Here is a 15,742-nt window from a genome sequence, read left to right on the forward strand (position 1 = left end):
GAACCTCTTTTAGTTGTACCTTAACCAAATTTAACCTTTCCTGAATATTATTTCTCATATTGGACATTCTATAAAAAAGTTTAGCTGAGATTGGAGAAATACTATGTCTTCGGAAGAGAACATTAAGTGGATTAATGAACAATTCAAAGATACAAATGAATTAACGATGAAGACGCTGGAAGATGAAGACAAGAAAGCCGAGCTATTTTACATAAAGCCGCTTATCGATGTGGGATTGCTTCAACAAATTGTGATCAAACCTTATTTTGAAATGCAATCAGAAACGAAATACATTCGATATTTAAAAGCCTTGCCCCAATTTCAGGACAGTAAGTCGCAGGAGCAGCTGAAAACTGAAGTGCTTAACGGCAATGTGGTCCTTTTCATACAGAATAAGTTTTATTTGCTGGACCTGAAATTTTCTTTCAATGATCAGACGAATACAGCATCAGTTGAAACAACAATTCATGGTTCACAGCTGGCACTTAGCGACAATATTGCGACCAATATTAATATTATTCGATCCGATTACCATCAGCCGACATTGTATGTTGAATATTCCACGATTGGAGAAGTAAACAATCATAAACTGGCTATCATTTATGACAAAGAAAAAGTAAATAAAAATGCCCTAAACATTATCACGGAAAAACTGCAGCAAGTAGATAAGCAGGTCATTACATCAACAGTTCAGCTAAGTAACTATATCAACAATAAAAAGTATTCGTTATTTCCACAATTAATTATGACAGAGCGGCCGGACAGGATTGTCTATAACTTGGCTGGAGGCAAAGTAATATTATTAGTGGACGGTAACCCGCAAGCATTGATTGCCCCTGTATATTTCTTCGATTTCATGACATCGATGGAGGATAATTACCATTCGTTTTATATATCGTTTTTCCTTAAATTCCTTCGTTATACCGGGCTATTTATTAGTCTCCTTTTACCGGGCTTATATATCGGTATTACTTCATTTGCACCGGAAGTTTTCCGAACCGAACTTGCTCTGACAATTGCAGGAAGCCGTATTGGGGTTCCGTTTTCTTCATTTGTAGAAGTATTGTTCATGCTGTTTTTTATGGAAATGCTGCTGGAAGCGAGTATTCGGCTGCCGAAAACTATCAGTGCAACGGCTACTACCGTTGGGGGTTTAATTTTAGGGACGGCTGTAACAGAAGCATCACTTGCATCGGATATTATGGTTATTATTGTGTCGGCGGTAGCAATATCAACTTTTGTTATTCCGATCAATGAAATGGCATTTACCATACGCGTAATTCGCTTCTTTTTCATCCTTGCCGCAACATTACTCGGCTTGGCGGGACTAACGTTAGCGCTTTACGCGATGATTATGTATTTAGTGAGTATCGACAGCTTTGGTGAACCGTATCTGAAATTTAACGAAAAGAAGACAAGTAAAACGAAGGCAGGGGAGAAAATATGAGCAGGTTTTATTACTATTTAATTAGCATTAATATGGTTGCGAACATTATTGCGTCTGTACCAGCTATACTTCTCCATTATCATAATGATGGTGCTATCATTTCCATGCTCCTATCGATAGCTGCAGGGGTACTTCTTGTCACTCTATATACAAAGTTTTTTCTAAAGTATCCAGGTAAAACTTTACCTGAACTGCTGGAAAAGACTACTTCCAAATGGTTTTACCTGCCTTTCGTTTTTCTGCTTGCTGTATTATGGTTTGTAGCCGGGCTTATTACACTAATAACATTTACATTCTTACTAATTCGCTATTTAAGTCCCGAAATGCCGATTATTCTAATTTGCCTGACGCTTATATTATCGGTAATTTTTGGCAGTATCTTAAAAACAGACCGTATAATGTACACCGTTGAGATGATTATGATTATAACAAGTCCTTTAATACTTTTCATATTTTTTAAAGCATACAGCAGCAAAAGCTTGAATTGGGATTTTGTTAGGGAAGCGGCTTTATATATTAATCAATTACCAAACTGGCATTCATTTTCTGCTTGCTTTTTTTTATTTTTGGGTGCTGCCAATCTATTTATATTCAATCGATTTTTTACGGATAAACAGAAGTTTGGCTTTAGACAGATTATGTTTATCGTTTTAATATCGGTCGGGACTTTATTTACAACGTATTTCATACCGATAGGCTTTAATGGATTTGAAGGAATTAATGATTTAGTCTATCCGTGGATATCGACGACTGATTCGATCAGGATGGATTATTTTATTATTGAACGTGTGTTATTCATGTTTTTACTGTTTTATTTAGGGATTGCTTTTTTAAGCATACTTATTCACTGGCATGCGGCAGTAGAGTTTTTGAAATTTATATTTAAGCTGGAAAAAATTAAATACAAAGATAAAGTTATCGGGATTTTTTTGCCGCTTCCTATTTTTGTTGCCATCTCTTTATACTTTGTAACCGTATTAACTGAATACCAGCTTTTTCAGTATTCGAGTTATTTTTATGATGTTTTGGTTTTTATTTTTCCAGGCATGATCCTATTGTTTACTTACATTAACAGGAGGATGAAAAATGAAGAGTCTTCCCCGGAAAATTAAAGGAACGATTCTGTTGTTTGTTGTACTAGGAAGTGTTCTATTATCGGGCTGCGCATTTAAAGACATTGATAAAAGTGTATTTGTTGCAATGATCGCATTGGATGTTTCTGATGATGAGGAGAAACCGTACAAAGTTACATTGAAGTTATATGAACCGACCGGATCTTTTAATGAGGCAACAGAACCTCAGTATTCCTATTTATCGGAAAATGGAGAAACTCTTTCAGAAGCAATTCGTATGATGGAATCCTATTCAGATAAGGAGCTTGAATTTGGTCATTCAAAGCTAATTATTCTCGGTGAGGAATTAGTAAAAGATAATAAAAATAAGGAGATTTTGGACTTTTTACTGCGCAGACCTGATATACAGATGATTTCCTGGATAGCAGTCGGGCGTCCTAATGCAGAAGAAATTATTAAAATGATTCCGCAGGGGGAATCGGCGGCCTATCCGGAATTGTTTAACTACTTTGACAGTAATGGTACGACAACACCTTATATTGTGACGACACACTTATTTGAATTCAGAAGAAATATAAAAGAAAGTGGAATCGATAGTGTTCTGCCGATCATTGAAATAAATCAGGAAGATCAGCATTTCGAAGTTAACAAATCCCTATTGCTTGCATTGAATAAAGAGCCATTAGAATTGGATTCTTTAGATACATCGATTTATAATATGCTTTCAAGAAGTGTAAAACACGCGAATTTACTTATTAAAGAGGACGGAGATCATTTCATTGCCAATATCGATACGGTCAAATCGAAATATCATGTAGATATTAAAAATCCGTCTGAAATCCAACTTGCTATTAATATTAGTTTATACGGCTCGATAGCAGAATCTCATAAACCAATGATAAATAAAGATCTTCCACGGTATAATGAGGAATTGAAGAAGGAATCGGAAGAGAAATTTACGGCATTTATAACGAAGATGAAAAAAAATGGCTACGATCCTTTAGGTTTCGGCATCGATTACAAAGCAAAGGTTTTGCATAATCGGCGCATGACCGATGAAGAATGGATGGAAGCCTATAAAAAAGCTAAAGTCAACTTAACTGTTAAGCCAGGAATAAAAAGTACCGGATCAATCCAATAAGCAATAGGTATAAAAAAAGACTTCAAATCGATTGTTTGAAGTCTTTTTACTGTTAAATAGCTACCCAGTGGCCTTTTGTAACTTCAACAAGCTCTGTGTTTTCTACATCGAACCGGTTTGCTGCCAGTTCCTCGTCTGTCATAACATGACGTTTTTTCTGTTTTTCGATAGCCGGATCCGGAATGGGAATCGAGTCTAGCAACATTTTCGTATAAGGATGCTGCGGATTGGCATACAGCTCTTCACTTTCTGCCAGCTCAACAATTTTTCCCCCATACATAACAGCTACACGATCACTAATATGCTTCACCATCGACAAATCATGTGCAATAAATAAATACGTTAAACCTAGTCGCTGCTGCAAATCTTTTAATAAATCCACGACTTGTTTTTGAATGGATACATCAAGCGCGGATAATGGTTCATCACAAACGATAAATTGTGGTTCCACAGCAAGTGCACGTGCAATTCCAATTCGTTGGCGCTGACCGCCGCTGAACTCATGCGGATAGCGAAGTGCATGTTTCTTATTCAAACCAACAAGCTCTAACAATTCTTCCACTCTTGCCCGGCGTGCTTCCTTGGAAGGGGACAGTTTATGGACATCCAATGCTTCCCCAATAATATCCAGTACTTTTTTTCTCGGATTTAAACTTGAATATGGATCCTGGAAAATAATTTGCATATGACGTCGCATACTTTTCAGTTCATTTTTCGTTAATCGACTAACGGGTACACCTTTGTAAAGAACTTCACCGTCTGTTGGCTCATGCAACTGCAATAACGTACGTCCGGTTGTTGATTTTCCGGAACCTGATTCACCAACAAGCCCTAATGTTTCACCCGGGAAAATTTGGAACGATAAGTCGTTCACAGCTTTTAATACATTGCCTTTTGCTAATTCAAAATGTTTGGATATATTTTTAACTTCGACTAACGGCACATTAATATTCAAGTCAGGCGACAAGTTTGGCAGTTCTTTTGGCTGTTTCGGTTCATGAAGCTTAGGCAAAGCGTTTAATAGTCGTTTTGTATAAGGATGCTGCGGATTGGCAAAAATCTCTTCCGTTGTACCTTGTTCGACGACCTCGCCTTCCTTCATAACAACAACCCGGTCGCACATTCCCGCTACGACACCTAAATCATGAGTTATCAATATAATAGACGTACCAAATCGCTGTTGCATATCCTTCATTAACGATAAAATTTGTGCTTGGATTGTTACGTCAAGCGCTGTTGTCGGTTCATCGGCAATAAGAAGGGAAGGATTACATGCTAATGCCATTGCTATCATAACGCGTTGTCGCATTCCGCCACTGAATTCATGGGGGTATTGGTTATAACGTTCTTCGCTATTTTTTATTCCGACTAATTTTAGTAGTTCAATTGTTTTTAAATACGCTTCTTTTTTTGAAAGTCCTTGATGCTTTATGATACCTTCCGCAATTTGGTCTCCAATACGAATAGTAGGGTTTGTTGAGGTCATTGGGTCCTGAAAGATCATACTAATGTCTTTTCCGCGGATCGCTTCCATTTGGTTTTCCGTTTGGGTAATTAAATTTTTTCCTTGGAATTCAATCGTTCCATCCTTTAAAAACGAAGGAGGGGAAGGAAGTAAACGCATAATTGAACGGGCCGTTACACTTTTACCACTACCGGATTCTCCTACAATTCCGACTGTTTCACCTTCATTTACATGAAAACTTACGCCTTTAACGGCTTCGTATTCCTGCTCGCCAGTTATAAAAGATACACGTAAATCCTTTACTTGAAGCAACTTTTTACTCATAAAATGCTCATCCTTTAATAAAAATAAAATAATTTCATTGACTTCTGAATGTTCGTTCTACATAATACATTACTATACAGGTAGGGATTATACAATATTAAAAGTGTGAAGATTCTTTACACCTTTTTAATGGTGGGAAGAATTGGTAAGAAAGGAGCTGCTTTAGTTACATGCAGCATTTATTTTTTGAAAGCTTTCAAAAAAATGCTTCGAAAAAAAGTTATTATTTTGCTTTCGTGCTGCTCGGTCTGCTCGTACACATTTTTACAATTCCGTTCTATTTAGTAAATCGATCTAAATCAACGTATGCGGAAAAAGCTATGAATGTGAAGAGACAATTAATAGAAGACGAGAAAGTATTCGAATGGCATAAGCAATATGAAGTAGAGGAACGGACAAAAGCTCAGTTTTTCAATCAAAAGGTCGATGAGCAAACGATCACTCTAACGGCGAAAGCGCTTGCTCAGCAAAAGTTGGATAGGGAAGTTGAAAAAAGACTTGCGTTAAATGGAGTAGTGGAAAACTCCTACAAAAATTATTTTAGTACACTATTAAAACGTCCCAACTTTTTACTGATTACGATAATTCCCGGTATTTTGATGTATGTTTTACTACTCATTACGAGTAATCCATTTGCTCGCTTTATTTTTGAGCGCTTATTACAAAGTGTGTTCGTTATCATTGGGGTGGCGACACTCGTGTTTACGATTTTGTATATTTCACCGTTTGATCCCGCCCGCAATTTGCTTGGGGTGGAGGCAACTCCTGCACAAGTCGAAAACTTTAACAAGCTATACGGGTTGGATCAGCCTTATTTAGTGCAGCTTTGGCATTCACTGTCAGGCCTGTTCACATTCGATCTAGGAACATCTTTTGCTGGAAAGGAAGATGTAACGCAAAGCATATTAAACAAATTTCCGGTAACACTTGAAATCGCAATGTTTTCATTACTGATGGCGATTGCCATTGCAATTCCGGTCGGCATTGTATCGGCAGTACGTCCGAATTCATTTATCGATTATGTATTTATGTTAATCGCATTAATCGGTTTATCGATTCCAAGTTTCTGGCAAGGGTTGATTTTTATTTTGACGTTCTCGCTTGAATTAAAATGGTTCCCGGCAACGTATAATCCGAGCAATTGGATGTCGCTCGTTCTGCCGATTGTTGTACTCGGAACATCGATCACTGCATCGATTGCCCGTATGACCAGATCAAGTATGCTGGAAGTAATCCATGAAGATTATATTATTACAGCGAAAGCAAAAGGGTTAAGTGAACGGAAAGTAATTACTAAGCACGCAATCCGTAATGCGATGATTCCGATTATTACAGTTATTGGACTGTTGTTTGGCGGAATGCTCGGCGGTGCGGCAGTAACAGAGAAAGTATTTAATATTAGCGGTATAGGAAGTTATATTGTCGACAAGCAGTTTATTCCGGATATTCCGGCAATTTTGGGTGGAGTTGTTTATATTGCAATCACCATTTCCATTGTGAACATGCTGATCGATATTTTATACGCTTTCTTTGACCCGAGAATTCGTTCGAAAATGAAAAAATCTTAGGAGAGGGTAACGACGTGAAATTTATATCAGACGTAAAACTGCTGTTGAAAATAACACAAGAGTATGTAAATGCACAGTTTACCATTGCTTTTTCTGCGATTTTTTCATTGCTGTTTTTACTTTATAGTTTTAATTTTTCAGAAGGTGTATGGCGGCCTTATGTAGTTGTATTTTTTGCGATTTATATTGGTACAACAATATATGTATGGCTCACATCACTGCTTATTAAGAAGGATTTAGCAAAGCACAGGGAACTGACAAAGCATACACGCCTTCTTGGTATCCCGTTGATACTTACGATTTTTGTCGGGAATGTATTTGCTGCTGGATTCGGTTTTATGCTCGCATCGAAAAACAAAACGGCAGAATATACTTTTGCTGTTTATGCTTTTATGACGCAAATATTCATTATCCTGATTTCGGGATTAAATTTGTTCAAACCATATGTAGTGGATACATTTGTTCTTGCAATGGGCGCATTTATCCTACTGGCATTGCTGTATTTAGCAGTGGCTGTGTTAATCGCGAAGTTTGTAACAATTGATACAGCGCCGAAATGGATGCTGCCGCTTGGAATAGTACTGCTTATCCCAACATTGACAGGCAATTTCTTCTCGCTGTTACTCGGTATAACGTTAATTCGTAAAGCAAGAAATGCAGATCCGTCCGCAGTAGAGAAATGGCAAATTACATGGAATAAGATCCTGCGTAATACGATGGCAGTATTTGGCCTGTTTTTCATCGTTTTCATGTTCAGTTTTTCTGTTGTCAGCTCATGGACATTCGATTATGACTTTGCGGTTGAAAACAATTATGCGGTATTGCTGCAAACACCGACACTTGAATATCCATTAGGTACAGATAATTTCGGCAGGGATTTATTTTCCCGCATTGTGTTCGGTGCGCAAATTTCATTAATAGTTGGTTTTTGTGCAACAATCATCCCGGCAATAATTGGCGGGGCGCTCGGTGCGATTTCCGGCTATTACGGAAAAAATACCGACAATATTATTATGCGTGCATTGGATATTTTATATGCGATTCCAGGAATTCTGCTGGCAATTGCAATCATTGCCGCATTTGGCGCGAATACGACAAACTTGATTATCGCATTAAGTGTGGGTGCCATTCCGACATATGCGCGGACGATGCGGGCGAATGTTCTGCAGATTTCAAACTATGAATTTGTTGAGTCCGCCCGCGCATTAGGGGCAAATGACCGTTCGATTATTTTCAAGCATATTGTTCCAAATGCGTTGGCGCCTATGATTGTCAAAGCAACATTAACAATCGGAGGAGCTGTTATTTCAACTAGTAGTTTAAGCTTCCTCGGATTAGGTATCGAACCACATATACCGGAGTGGGGCAATATTTTAAAAGTTGGAAGTACGTATTTAGAATCACATTCATATTTAGCGATTTTCCCGGGGCTATGTATTATGCTGCTTGTTTTATCGTTTAACTTTTTCGGCGATGGACTGCGTGACGCATTGGACCCAAAATCTAATTAACTTTATGGAGGAATTTTTCATGAATAAAAAATTATTTACGTTAGCATCAACAGCAACGGTGGCAGCAGTAGCATTAGCAGGCTGTGTCGAAACAAAATCAGATGTAAAAGAAAACGATTCAGCAACTACTGAAACGGCTGGGGCAAAGCCAGTCATCGAATTACTTGGTATGGCTTCTTCAGAGCAGGACATGAATATCGTGCGTGACCAATTAGTGAAGAACGGTTTCGATGTGAAATTGAATATCCAACCGGATTACGGTTCATTCACAGCACAGCAAGATGCGGGCAACTTTGACATTGCCATTTCAAGCTGGACGACTGTAACTGGTAACCCAGACTATGCAGTACGTGGCTTATTCAAAACGGGTGGGGACTACAGCCGTACTTCAGATGAAACAGTCGATAAATTAATCGATGAAGCGAGTACATTAACTGGTGATGAAGCAAAGGATAAATATAAAGAGCTTGAACAGGCTTTAGTATTCGACAATGCCTATATCGCGCCATTGTATATTTCTCAAAAATTCCAAGGTATTTATAAAGCGGAAGTTAATCCGGATACAGTACGTCTGCCAAAATCACGTGCTCAAGCATGGGAAACAATTTCATTCAATGATGAAGGGAAAAATGCATCAGAAACATTGGTACTTCACCAAGCATTGGCATCATTGACTTCACTTGACCCGGTTAAGGCAAACGATGGCTCGATCAATACATTGAACACAAATATGTATGTTCGTTTAGTGAATTTATCAGATACGGATGAAGTCGTATCAGATGGCTCACTTTCTTACGACCATGCAATTGCTGAAAACAATGAAGAATATTATTTCGTACTGCGCGATGATATTAACTTCGCAAAAGTGGAAGGCGAAAAAGCAGTTGATACAGGGGATTTAGTATCAGCAGAAGATGTTGTATTCTCATTAAACCGTGCAAAAGACGAAACATCGGTACCGGATCACCGCACATATTCAATCCATGAAAATATTGATACAGTTGAAATCGTATCGGATATTACATCATTAGAATCAGTGAAAACAGCAGATGGCAAGTCTGTTTTAGAAGAATTATCGGATGAGCTGCCTGCAGCGATTTCTGAAGTAGTGACAGATGAAAAAGATGTAGACAATGCAGCAGGTAAATACCAAGTTGTTAAATTAACAACGCCAAATCCTTTCCCGCAAGTATTAAACTACTTAGCGCACCAATCTGGCGGTATTGTATCTGAAGCTGCGGTAACTGCAGTAAATACATTTGATGTAGCAAGCTATGATCCTAATACGGATATCGCTTACGGTGATCAATCGACAGTTACAGAAGGCGCAAGTTATGCAAACCATTTAGCAGCATCAGGTCCATATATTTTAGTGAAGAAAAATGACTATGAAGCAACATTCGTGAAAAACCCTGCATACCAGGCGGGAACTGAAAACGAGCCGAAAATTAAAAACATCAGCGTTCGTTTCATCCAGGATAATGACAGTGCACTATCAGCATTGCGTAATGGTGAAATCCACGTATTACAATCAGTTCCTGAAACGAAAACAGATGTAGTTGAAGGCGATGAAAACTTAGAATTAAAAACAGCTGACAGTAACGCCGTTTCTTACTTATTGTTCAATACAAGCGGTCGTGAAACTGCGAAATCTGCAGACTTACGTAAAGCAGTTCTGCACTCAATCAATCAAGAAGAGTTCATCAGCTACTACCAAGGTAAGAAAAAGCCGGCTGTATCAACAGTTTCACCTTTAATTGACACAGGTTTAAAACTGGAAGCAGACAGCGCAAAAGTAAAAGAATTCTTAAAAGCATATAACGAATCAAAATGATTAAAAACCGAAGCAGCTATGAAAGTTGCTTCGGTTTATTTGTTTAAATACAGTAAATGATTGATTATGAAACTTGTGGTGATAAATAGCCGACTTTCAGGATGTTTTCAAACTCTTCTTTCTTAAGGGGTTTGGAAAATAGATACCCTTGAATTACATCACAGTCATTTTTTTTAAGAAATTTAAGCTGTTCAAACTCCTCTACACCTTCAGCAACTACATTCATCTCCAACGATTTCGCTAAATGCAATGTAGCGCAAATAATCCCGTTATCTACTTTGTCTTCATTATTAATATTATCTATAAATATTTTATCGATTTTAATTTTATTCGGTTTAAACTTTCGAATCGAAGCTAAAGATGCATAGCCGGTACCAAAATCGTCAACCGCGATGCGAATCCCGAGGTCTTTTAAGCTTTGAATCGTTGAATAAACACTTGATTCTATATTTAGCAATGTATCTTCTGTAATTTCGAATTCCAAATAGAACGGATCAATCCCGTAATGCTCCAACTGTGTTTTCACATGTTGAAACAATCCTTTTTTCATAAATCGGATGGGTGGGATATTAATTGCTATCGGAATGATCGGCAGTCCTTTTTCTTTCCATTCTTTAAGAAGCTGGCACACCTTTTCAATCACCCAATCAGTTATCCCGTTGATCATATGATTTTCTTCCGCAAGCGGAATAAATTCACCAGGGGACACTAATCCCCATTCTTTATGGTTCCAGCGAATTAGTGCTTCGGCTCCGCAAAGAGAACCATTACTCGTTTCTACTTGCGGCTGGAAATGTAACTCAAATTCCTCATTTAAAATCGCTTTTCGCATATCGCGATCCAAAGCATACTTTTTATAAGTTGATACATCCTCTTCATCAGATGAAAGCTGATAAGTACTTTTCCCTTCCTTTTTAGCTTTATAAAGTGCCGTGTGAGCATTTTTCAAAAGGGTCAATTTTTCCCTGCCTTCTTCAGGATAGAAGGTAATGCCGATACTAGTCGAGATGTTTAACTCGTAATCCTGAATAGTGAACGGTTCTCTAATTTTTTTGATGACCGTTTTGGCATATTGAAGCACTTCTTTTTTATTTTCGAAATTTCTTATGATCATAATAAAATCATTGCTGCTTAAACGTGCAAGATAACTGTCTTTAGGCATTATTTTTTCAAGACGGTCTGCAACGAATTTTAATGTTTCATCCCCGATAAAATAGCCGAGTGAATCATTGATTATATTAAAGCGGTCCAGGTCGAAATAAAAAATGGCGTATGGTTCATCACTTTCGCACATGAGATCCAATTTTTTAAATAGACTTTGCTGATTTGGCAGACCTGTAAGATTATCGTAGTTGGATAAGTAATTTATTTTATGTTCCTTTTCTATTTCATAAGTAATATCTGTAACTAAACCGAATATATTCGCTATCTTGCCATGATCATTAAGACGGGGCACAACTTCTTCAAGCAGCCACTTTGTATTACCTTTTCCGGAATTAATCCGATAAATCCACTGGAAACTTTGCCCGTTCATCATTTTCTTTTTACCGTTTTCCAACTCCGAAAGATGGACGGGTTGGATCATGTTAAACCAAGCTTTAGAATCCTCATATAGGGTCGAGAGGGGGATCTCTAATATGTCTTCCAATCCTTTCGAAGCGAAAAGAAATTTACCTCCTATTTTTTCTCGCATCCAAATGCCTGATGTCAAATTATCAAAAATCGATTTATAGCCTTCATTCTGCTCGATCAGCTGCTTTTTCAGCAATGTTTGATAGGTTTCATCTTTAATAATTCCGAAGATTTTAGCTGGTTTTCCTTCTTCCCAAAACACTTCTGCATGTACTTTAAAATGTTTTAAATCTTTTGTTTTTCTATGATAAACCCGCAGTTTATGCGTATAATTTTCGCCGTCACTAATGGATTTTTTTAAATATTGTAAAGATATATTCAAATCTTCAGGGTGTATTTGCTTGAACGGCTCCTCAATACTTATATATTTTTGATAATCAATGCCGAACATATTATAAAAATTTTTGGAACAAATAAGTTTATCTTCATTGAAATAATATTCCCAGCTTCCGATTTCAGCTATTTGCTGAGCATAGTTCAAGTGATTTTCCCATAACATCAGTTCCTGTTTCATCACCGTTTTATCTGTATTATCGGTAACGATCAAATAAACACCGACAACATCTTCTTCAATGATTATCGGAATGAAAGTCAGATCGAGAAATAAAGTTTTATTAAGATTATTTTTTATTTCAATACTACATTTTTCAGCATGGCCTTGTAATGTTTTATTAAATGTATTTTCGAGTAAATCTAAGTTATCCCCCCACACAAACTGTTGGAAGTCCTCGTCATTTACTATTGGCTTACCAAGTAAAGCATGGAGTTTATTTTCATTTAATGAAAGTACTTTACCAATTTTAGATAATACAATGACAATATTCGGATGATTATTCGTAAGAGATGTGAAATAATTGAAAAAATCTTTATTCACTTCTTGATTGAGATTTCGATCTAAAAATAATTGATTGAATTTATGATAGTTCATATCATTTTCCATTAATTTTTCCACCATCCATCTATAAAATCCATTTCTTTGATACGTAATGATTCATGTTCATAACACCAAAATGTCAATATAATTTAATACTATCTGATAAAAAATACTATTTTTTGGATATTATAATATATTTAATCATAAAACTTAACCAAATGTAGGTAATGTGAGTATTTAATAAAATCTGGAAAAATATACAACGACTAGGTATTTCGTGCTAAACTGATTTTAACAGTTTACAAAAGAAAGGTAGTTTATACGTATGAAAAAAACAACAAAATATATGGCACTCTTTACAATTCCAGCTATCATCGTTACCGCACCTGCTTTCATAGATGCTGCATATGACTGGCAAGTCGAAAATACGGAAAATCTAATTGATCAGATTAATCCATATAACACTACATACGATTATTATTTAAATGAGGCAAAAAATGCTTATTATTTATTATCGAATTATCAGCAAAACCAAGTCCGCAATTCGACAACACTTTTCTATTTTTTAGGAAGTAATCATGATCATCAATATGTGCTGACGATGTTTTCAAATAAAATCGCTGCCATCTCTGCACGAAACAGTACATTCTTGCGCGATATAGAGGAAACAAATCGGTATTACCATTCATTGACGACTACTCAACAAGCGATAATCCCAAATTATTTATACTTACAGCTTCAAAATTATATGGAAAACATGACAAAAATGAAAGCAGTACAACTTAAACTTGAACAATTATCTCTACAGGACAGCAGTTATGTTTACAATTATGAAACTACCATGCAGGAGTATCAATTACTGCCTTATGATTTTCGAACGTTGTTAACACCACTTATGAATGAGAAAAAGCGAGAGTATGAGACTTTTTTTTCACCAACAAACAATCGTACAATCGCACAGCAAGTAATAAATGAAATTTCCAAATTATCGACAAGCTCTTCACAGGAACAAGTAGCATCCGTACGTGTAAGGTACAACGGGTTAACTACTTTACAGCAAACCTTTGTTTCCAATTACCATGACTTACTGTATATAGAAGAAGTACAACGCAATACGTCTTTTGGTTGGGACCCTTATCATGAGGATGAAAAGGACAAGCAAAGCGAGTATTCGACAAACATAGAAGTTACAAAAAAAGATCAAATGTACACGGTAGTAATGCCTGTTTCCCAAATGAAACGTTATACAAACACAAAAATAATTGTTTCAGATACTATTACACTCTCAATCCCGAAAGACGCGGTGCAAAAAACAAATAATGATGATGTTTTGACAATGACAATTGAAGAAATGAATGAAGAATCCATACTGTTTACCGCAAATATGTATGATGAAAGCTTCGAATTTTCTTCCTATATTGACATAGAGGTAAAAGGCTTGCCTTCATCAGCAACAATTGTGCGATTGCATGAAGGTGGGGAGTATATAGCAACGCCATACAGAAAACTAGCAAATAAATTTATGATAAAAACGAAAACATCCGCACAGTTTACAGCTTTAAATAGTCGAGTGCAATTTTTTGATATTCATACAGATGGACATCGATATGAAATTGAGCAGTTGGCAAAACGTAAAATTGTATCAGGAGTAGATGGCAGCTATTACAAACCGAATGCCAAAGTAACATTAGCACAATACGCTGCTATGATTGCTCGTTCGATGAATATTACGACAAATGAAAGCTCTACATATCAAGATGTACATGGGAAGTGGTATGAAAGCTCAATAGTAGCGCTGTTGGAAGCGGGAATACTAGAGCAACCAAATTCAAATTACTTTAATGCTGAAAAAGTTGTCACACGAAAAGAAGCGGCTGTTTTATCGGTACGATTGCTTCAATATGCAGGGATTCAATTTTCAGACCCAGTTTTAAATAAAATTCCATTTACTGATTTTAAACAGCTTTCAACATCTGATCGTTATTTTGTTGCAGCCGCATATGAATTGGGCATTTTTGGTGGTAAGGAGAATGGCCAATTTGATCCGAATGGAAAACTGACGCGTTCTCAAATGGCAAAAGTATTGTACAAAACATTGCAGATCGCAAAGATGATTTAAATGTGTCAAATTAAGAGTTAAAAAATGAAATGGGTAGGATCTAAGCCAAAAAGACCGTTTTTCTCTGGGAGATAAACGGCCTTTTTAGGTATTTATAAATTTCAGCTTCTGACCCAACCCTATATATTATTACTGTGCTACACGACGGTATTCTTTTACTGTACCATCAGCAAATTTAATTTCTATTTCCACTTCCAAAAAGCTGTCGGGTTGTTCGAATTTTTGAAGTACTTCATCAATTACTTCATCATCTGGTGTATCCTTATCGAATGTAAATCCTTCGAAAATTGGGACCAATTTGTTCGTTGCTTCATTACCTTCTAATTTTGTTTTGTTAACTTCATCTTCAATTTGTGCTTCTGCTCGGGATGCTTCATTTTCATAACTCACTTCATAACTCTTATCATCCGCATACTGGATATCCAAATCAAAGTGAGTAAAGTTAAATGGGGCATCAGAAGTTTCGGTTACAGTACTTGTCTGATTCATTGTATTTTGTTCTGTCGGCGCATTTTCAGGCAAATTTGTTGCTTCTTCGCTGTCACCACAGCCTACTAACAATGCAGTTGTACTCAATGCGCAAATTAATGCAAATTTTTTCATTAATTGAAACCACCTTTCTTGTAACTACTGTTAAAATACCCGATAAAATAAAAATTAATCAACTTAATAATATTTTGAAAAATATAGTTATTTTTGTTTATGTCATATTGTCTATAGCGAATCATTAGCTGAAAATAAAATAGGTACTTCA

General features: G+C 36.6%; 10 protein-coding genes. 7 read left to right on the top strand and 3 right to left on the bottom strand.

Features of this window, described 5'->3' with window-relative positions:
* Positions 1 to 103: 103 nt before the first annotated feature.
* The 3 genes from M3166_RS04575 to M3166_RS04585 are packed head-to-tail and all read left to right on the top strand — an operon-like array spanning position 104 to position 3,661.
* Positions 104 to 1,447, top strand: coding sequence for a spore germination protein (locus M3166_RS04575; RefSeq protein ID WP_251687742.1), 1,344 nt, complete (start codon positions 104 to 106; stop codon positions 1,445 to 1,447).
* Entirely contained in the window at positions 1,444 to 2,559 is a 1,116-nt protein-coding gene (locus M3166_RS04580) for a GerAB/ArcD/ProY family transporter (RefSeq protein ID WP_251687744.1), read from the top strand. Before M3166_RS04575 ends, M3166_RS04580 begins: the two co-directional genes overlap by 4 nt.
* Positions 2,534 to 3,661 (top strand): Ger(x)C family spore germination protein, encoded by a 1,128-nt coding sequence (locus tag M3166_RS04585; protein WP_251687746.1) that lies wholly within the window; start codon positions 2,534 to 2,536, stop codon positions 3,659 to 3,661. The genes M3166_RS04580 and M3166_RS04585 overlap by 26 nt, the downstream gene beginning before the upstream one ends.
* A 52-nt stretch (positions 3,662 to 3,713) precedes the next feature.
* Here the strand turns inward: M3166_RS04585 and M3166_RS04590 are convergent, their stop codons facing one another.
* On the bottom strand, positions 3,714 to 5,450 hold the full coding sequence (locus tag M3166_RS04590) for an ABC transporter ATP-binding protein (RefSeq protein ID WP_251687748.1): 1,737 nt from the start codon (positions 5,448 to 5,450) through the stop codon (positions 3,714 to 3,716).
* Positions 5,451 to 5,620: 170 nt separating this feature from the next.
* Between M3166_RS04590 and M3166_RS04595 the strand changes: the two genes are divergently transcribed.
* The 3 genes from M3166_RS04595 to M3166_RS04605 are packed head-to-tail and all read left to right on the top strand — an operon-like array spanning position 5,621 to position 10,363.
* Entirely contained in the window at positions 5,621 to 7,018 is a 1,398-nt protein-coding gene (locus M3166_RS04595; RefSeq protein ID WP_251687749.1) for an ABC transporter permease, read from the top strand.
* A gap of 14 nt (positions 7,019 to 7,032) precedes the next feature.
* The gene (locus M3166_RS04600; RefSeq protein ID WP_251687751.1) at positions 7,033 to 8,529 is read left to right on the top strand and encodes an ABC transporter permease; all 1,497 of its coding nucleotides are present in this window, start codon (positions 7,033 to 7,035) and stop codon (positions 8,527 to 8,529) included.
* Positions 8,530 to 8,548: 19 nt separating this feature from the next.
* A complete protein-coding gene (locus M3166_RS04605) occupies positions 8,549 to 10,363 on the top strand; it encodes an ABC transporter substrate-binding protein (RefSeq protein WP_251687752.1) in 1,815 nt (604 codons plus the stop codon).
* Positions 10,364 to 10,427: 64 nt separating this feature from the next.
* On the opposite strand, the gene M3166_RS04610 is transcribed toward M3166_RS04605, so the two are convergent.
* A complete protein-coding gene (locus M3166_RS04610; protein WP_251687753.1) occupies positions 10,428 to 12,935 on the bottom strand; it encodes a sensor domain-containing protein in 2,508 nt (835 codons plus the stop codon).
* Positions 12,936 to 13,194: 259 nt separating this feature from the next.
* Between M3166_RS04610 and M3166_RS04615 the strand changes: the two genes are divergently transcribed.
* Positions 13,195 to 14,988, top strand: coding sequence for an S-layer homology domain-containing protein (locus M3166_RS04615; protein ID WP_251687754.1), 1,794 nt, complete (start codon positions 13,195 to 13,197; stop codon positions 14,986 to 14,988).
* A 129-nt stretch (positions 14,989 to 15,117) separates the two neighbouring features.
* On the opposite strand, the gene M3166_RS04620 is transcribed toward M3166_RS04615, so the two are convergent.
* Positions 15,118 to 15,591, bottom strand: a complete 474-nt coding sequence (locus M3166_RS04620) for a YusW family protein (RefSeq protein ID WP_251687755.1) — start codon at positions 15,589 to 15,591, stop codon at positions 15,118 to 15,120.
* Between the last annotated feature and the right edge of the window lie 151 nt (positions 15,592 to 15,742).

It is taken from the genome of Solibacillus isronensis (assembly GCF_023715405.1).
Lineage (GTDB): Bacteria > Bacillota > Bacilli > Bacillales_A > Planococcaceae > Solibacillus > Solibacillus isronensis_B.

Bases quoted from the DNA above. Each gene is read 5' to 3' on its own strand.
- M3166_RS04575 (WP_251687742.1), top strand. From the start codon at position 104: ATGTCTTCGGAAGAGAACATTAAGTGGATTAATGAACAATTCAAAGAT.
- M3166_RS04580 (WP_251687744.1), top strand. From the start codon at position 1,444: ATGAGCAGGTTTTATTACTATTTAATTAGCATTAATATGGTTGCGAAC.
- M3166_RS04585 (WP_251687746.1), top strand. From the start codon at position 2,534: ATGAAGAGTCTTCCCCGGAAAATTAAAGGAACGATTCTGTTGTTTGTT.
- M3166_RS04590 (WP_251687748.1), bottom strand. From the start codon at position 5,450: ATGAGTAAAAAGTTGCTTCAAGTAAAGGATTTACGTGTATCTTTTATA.
- M3166_RS04595 (WP_251687749.1), top strand. From the start codon at position 5,621: ATGCAGCATTTATTTTTTGAAAGCTTTCAAAAAAATGCTTCGAAAAAA.
- M3166_RS04605 (WP_251687752.1), top strand. From the start codon at position 8,549: ATGAATAAAAAATTATTTACGTTAGCATCAACAGCAACGGTGGCAGCA.
- M3166_RS04610 (WP_251687753.1), bottom strand. From the start codon at position 12,935: ATGGAAAATGATATGAACTATCATAAATTCAATCAATTATTTTTAGAT.
- M3166_RS04615 (WP_251687754.1), top strand. From the start codon at position 13,195: ATGAAAAAAACAACAAAATATATGGCACTCTTTACAATTCCAGCTATC.
- M3166_RS04620 (WP_251687755.1), bottom strand. From the start codon at position 15,591: ATGAAAAAATTTGCATTAATTTGCGCATTGAGTACAACTGCATTGTTA.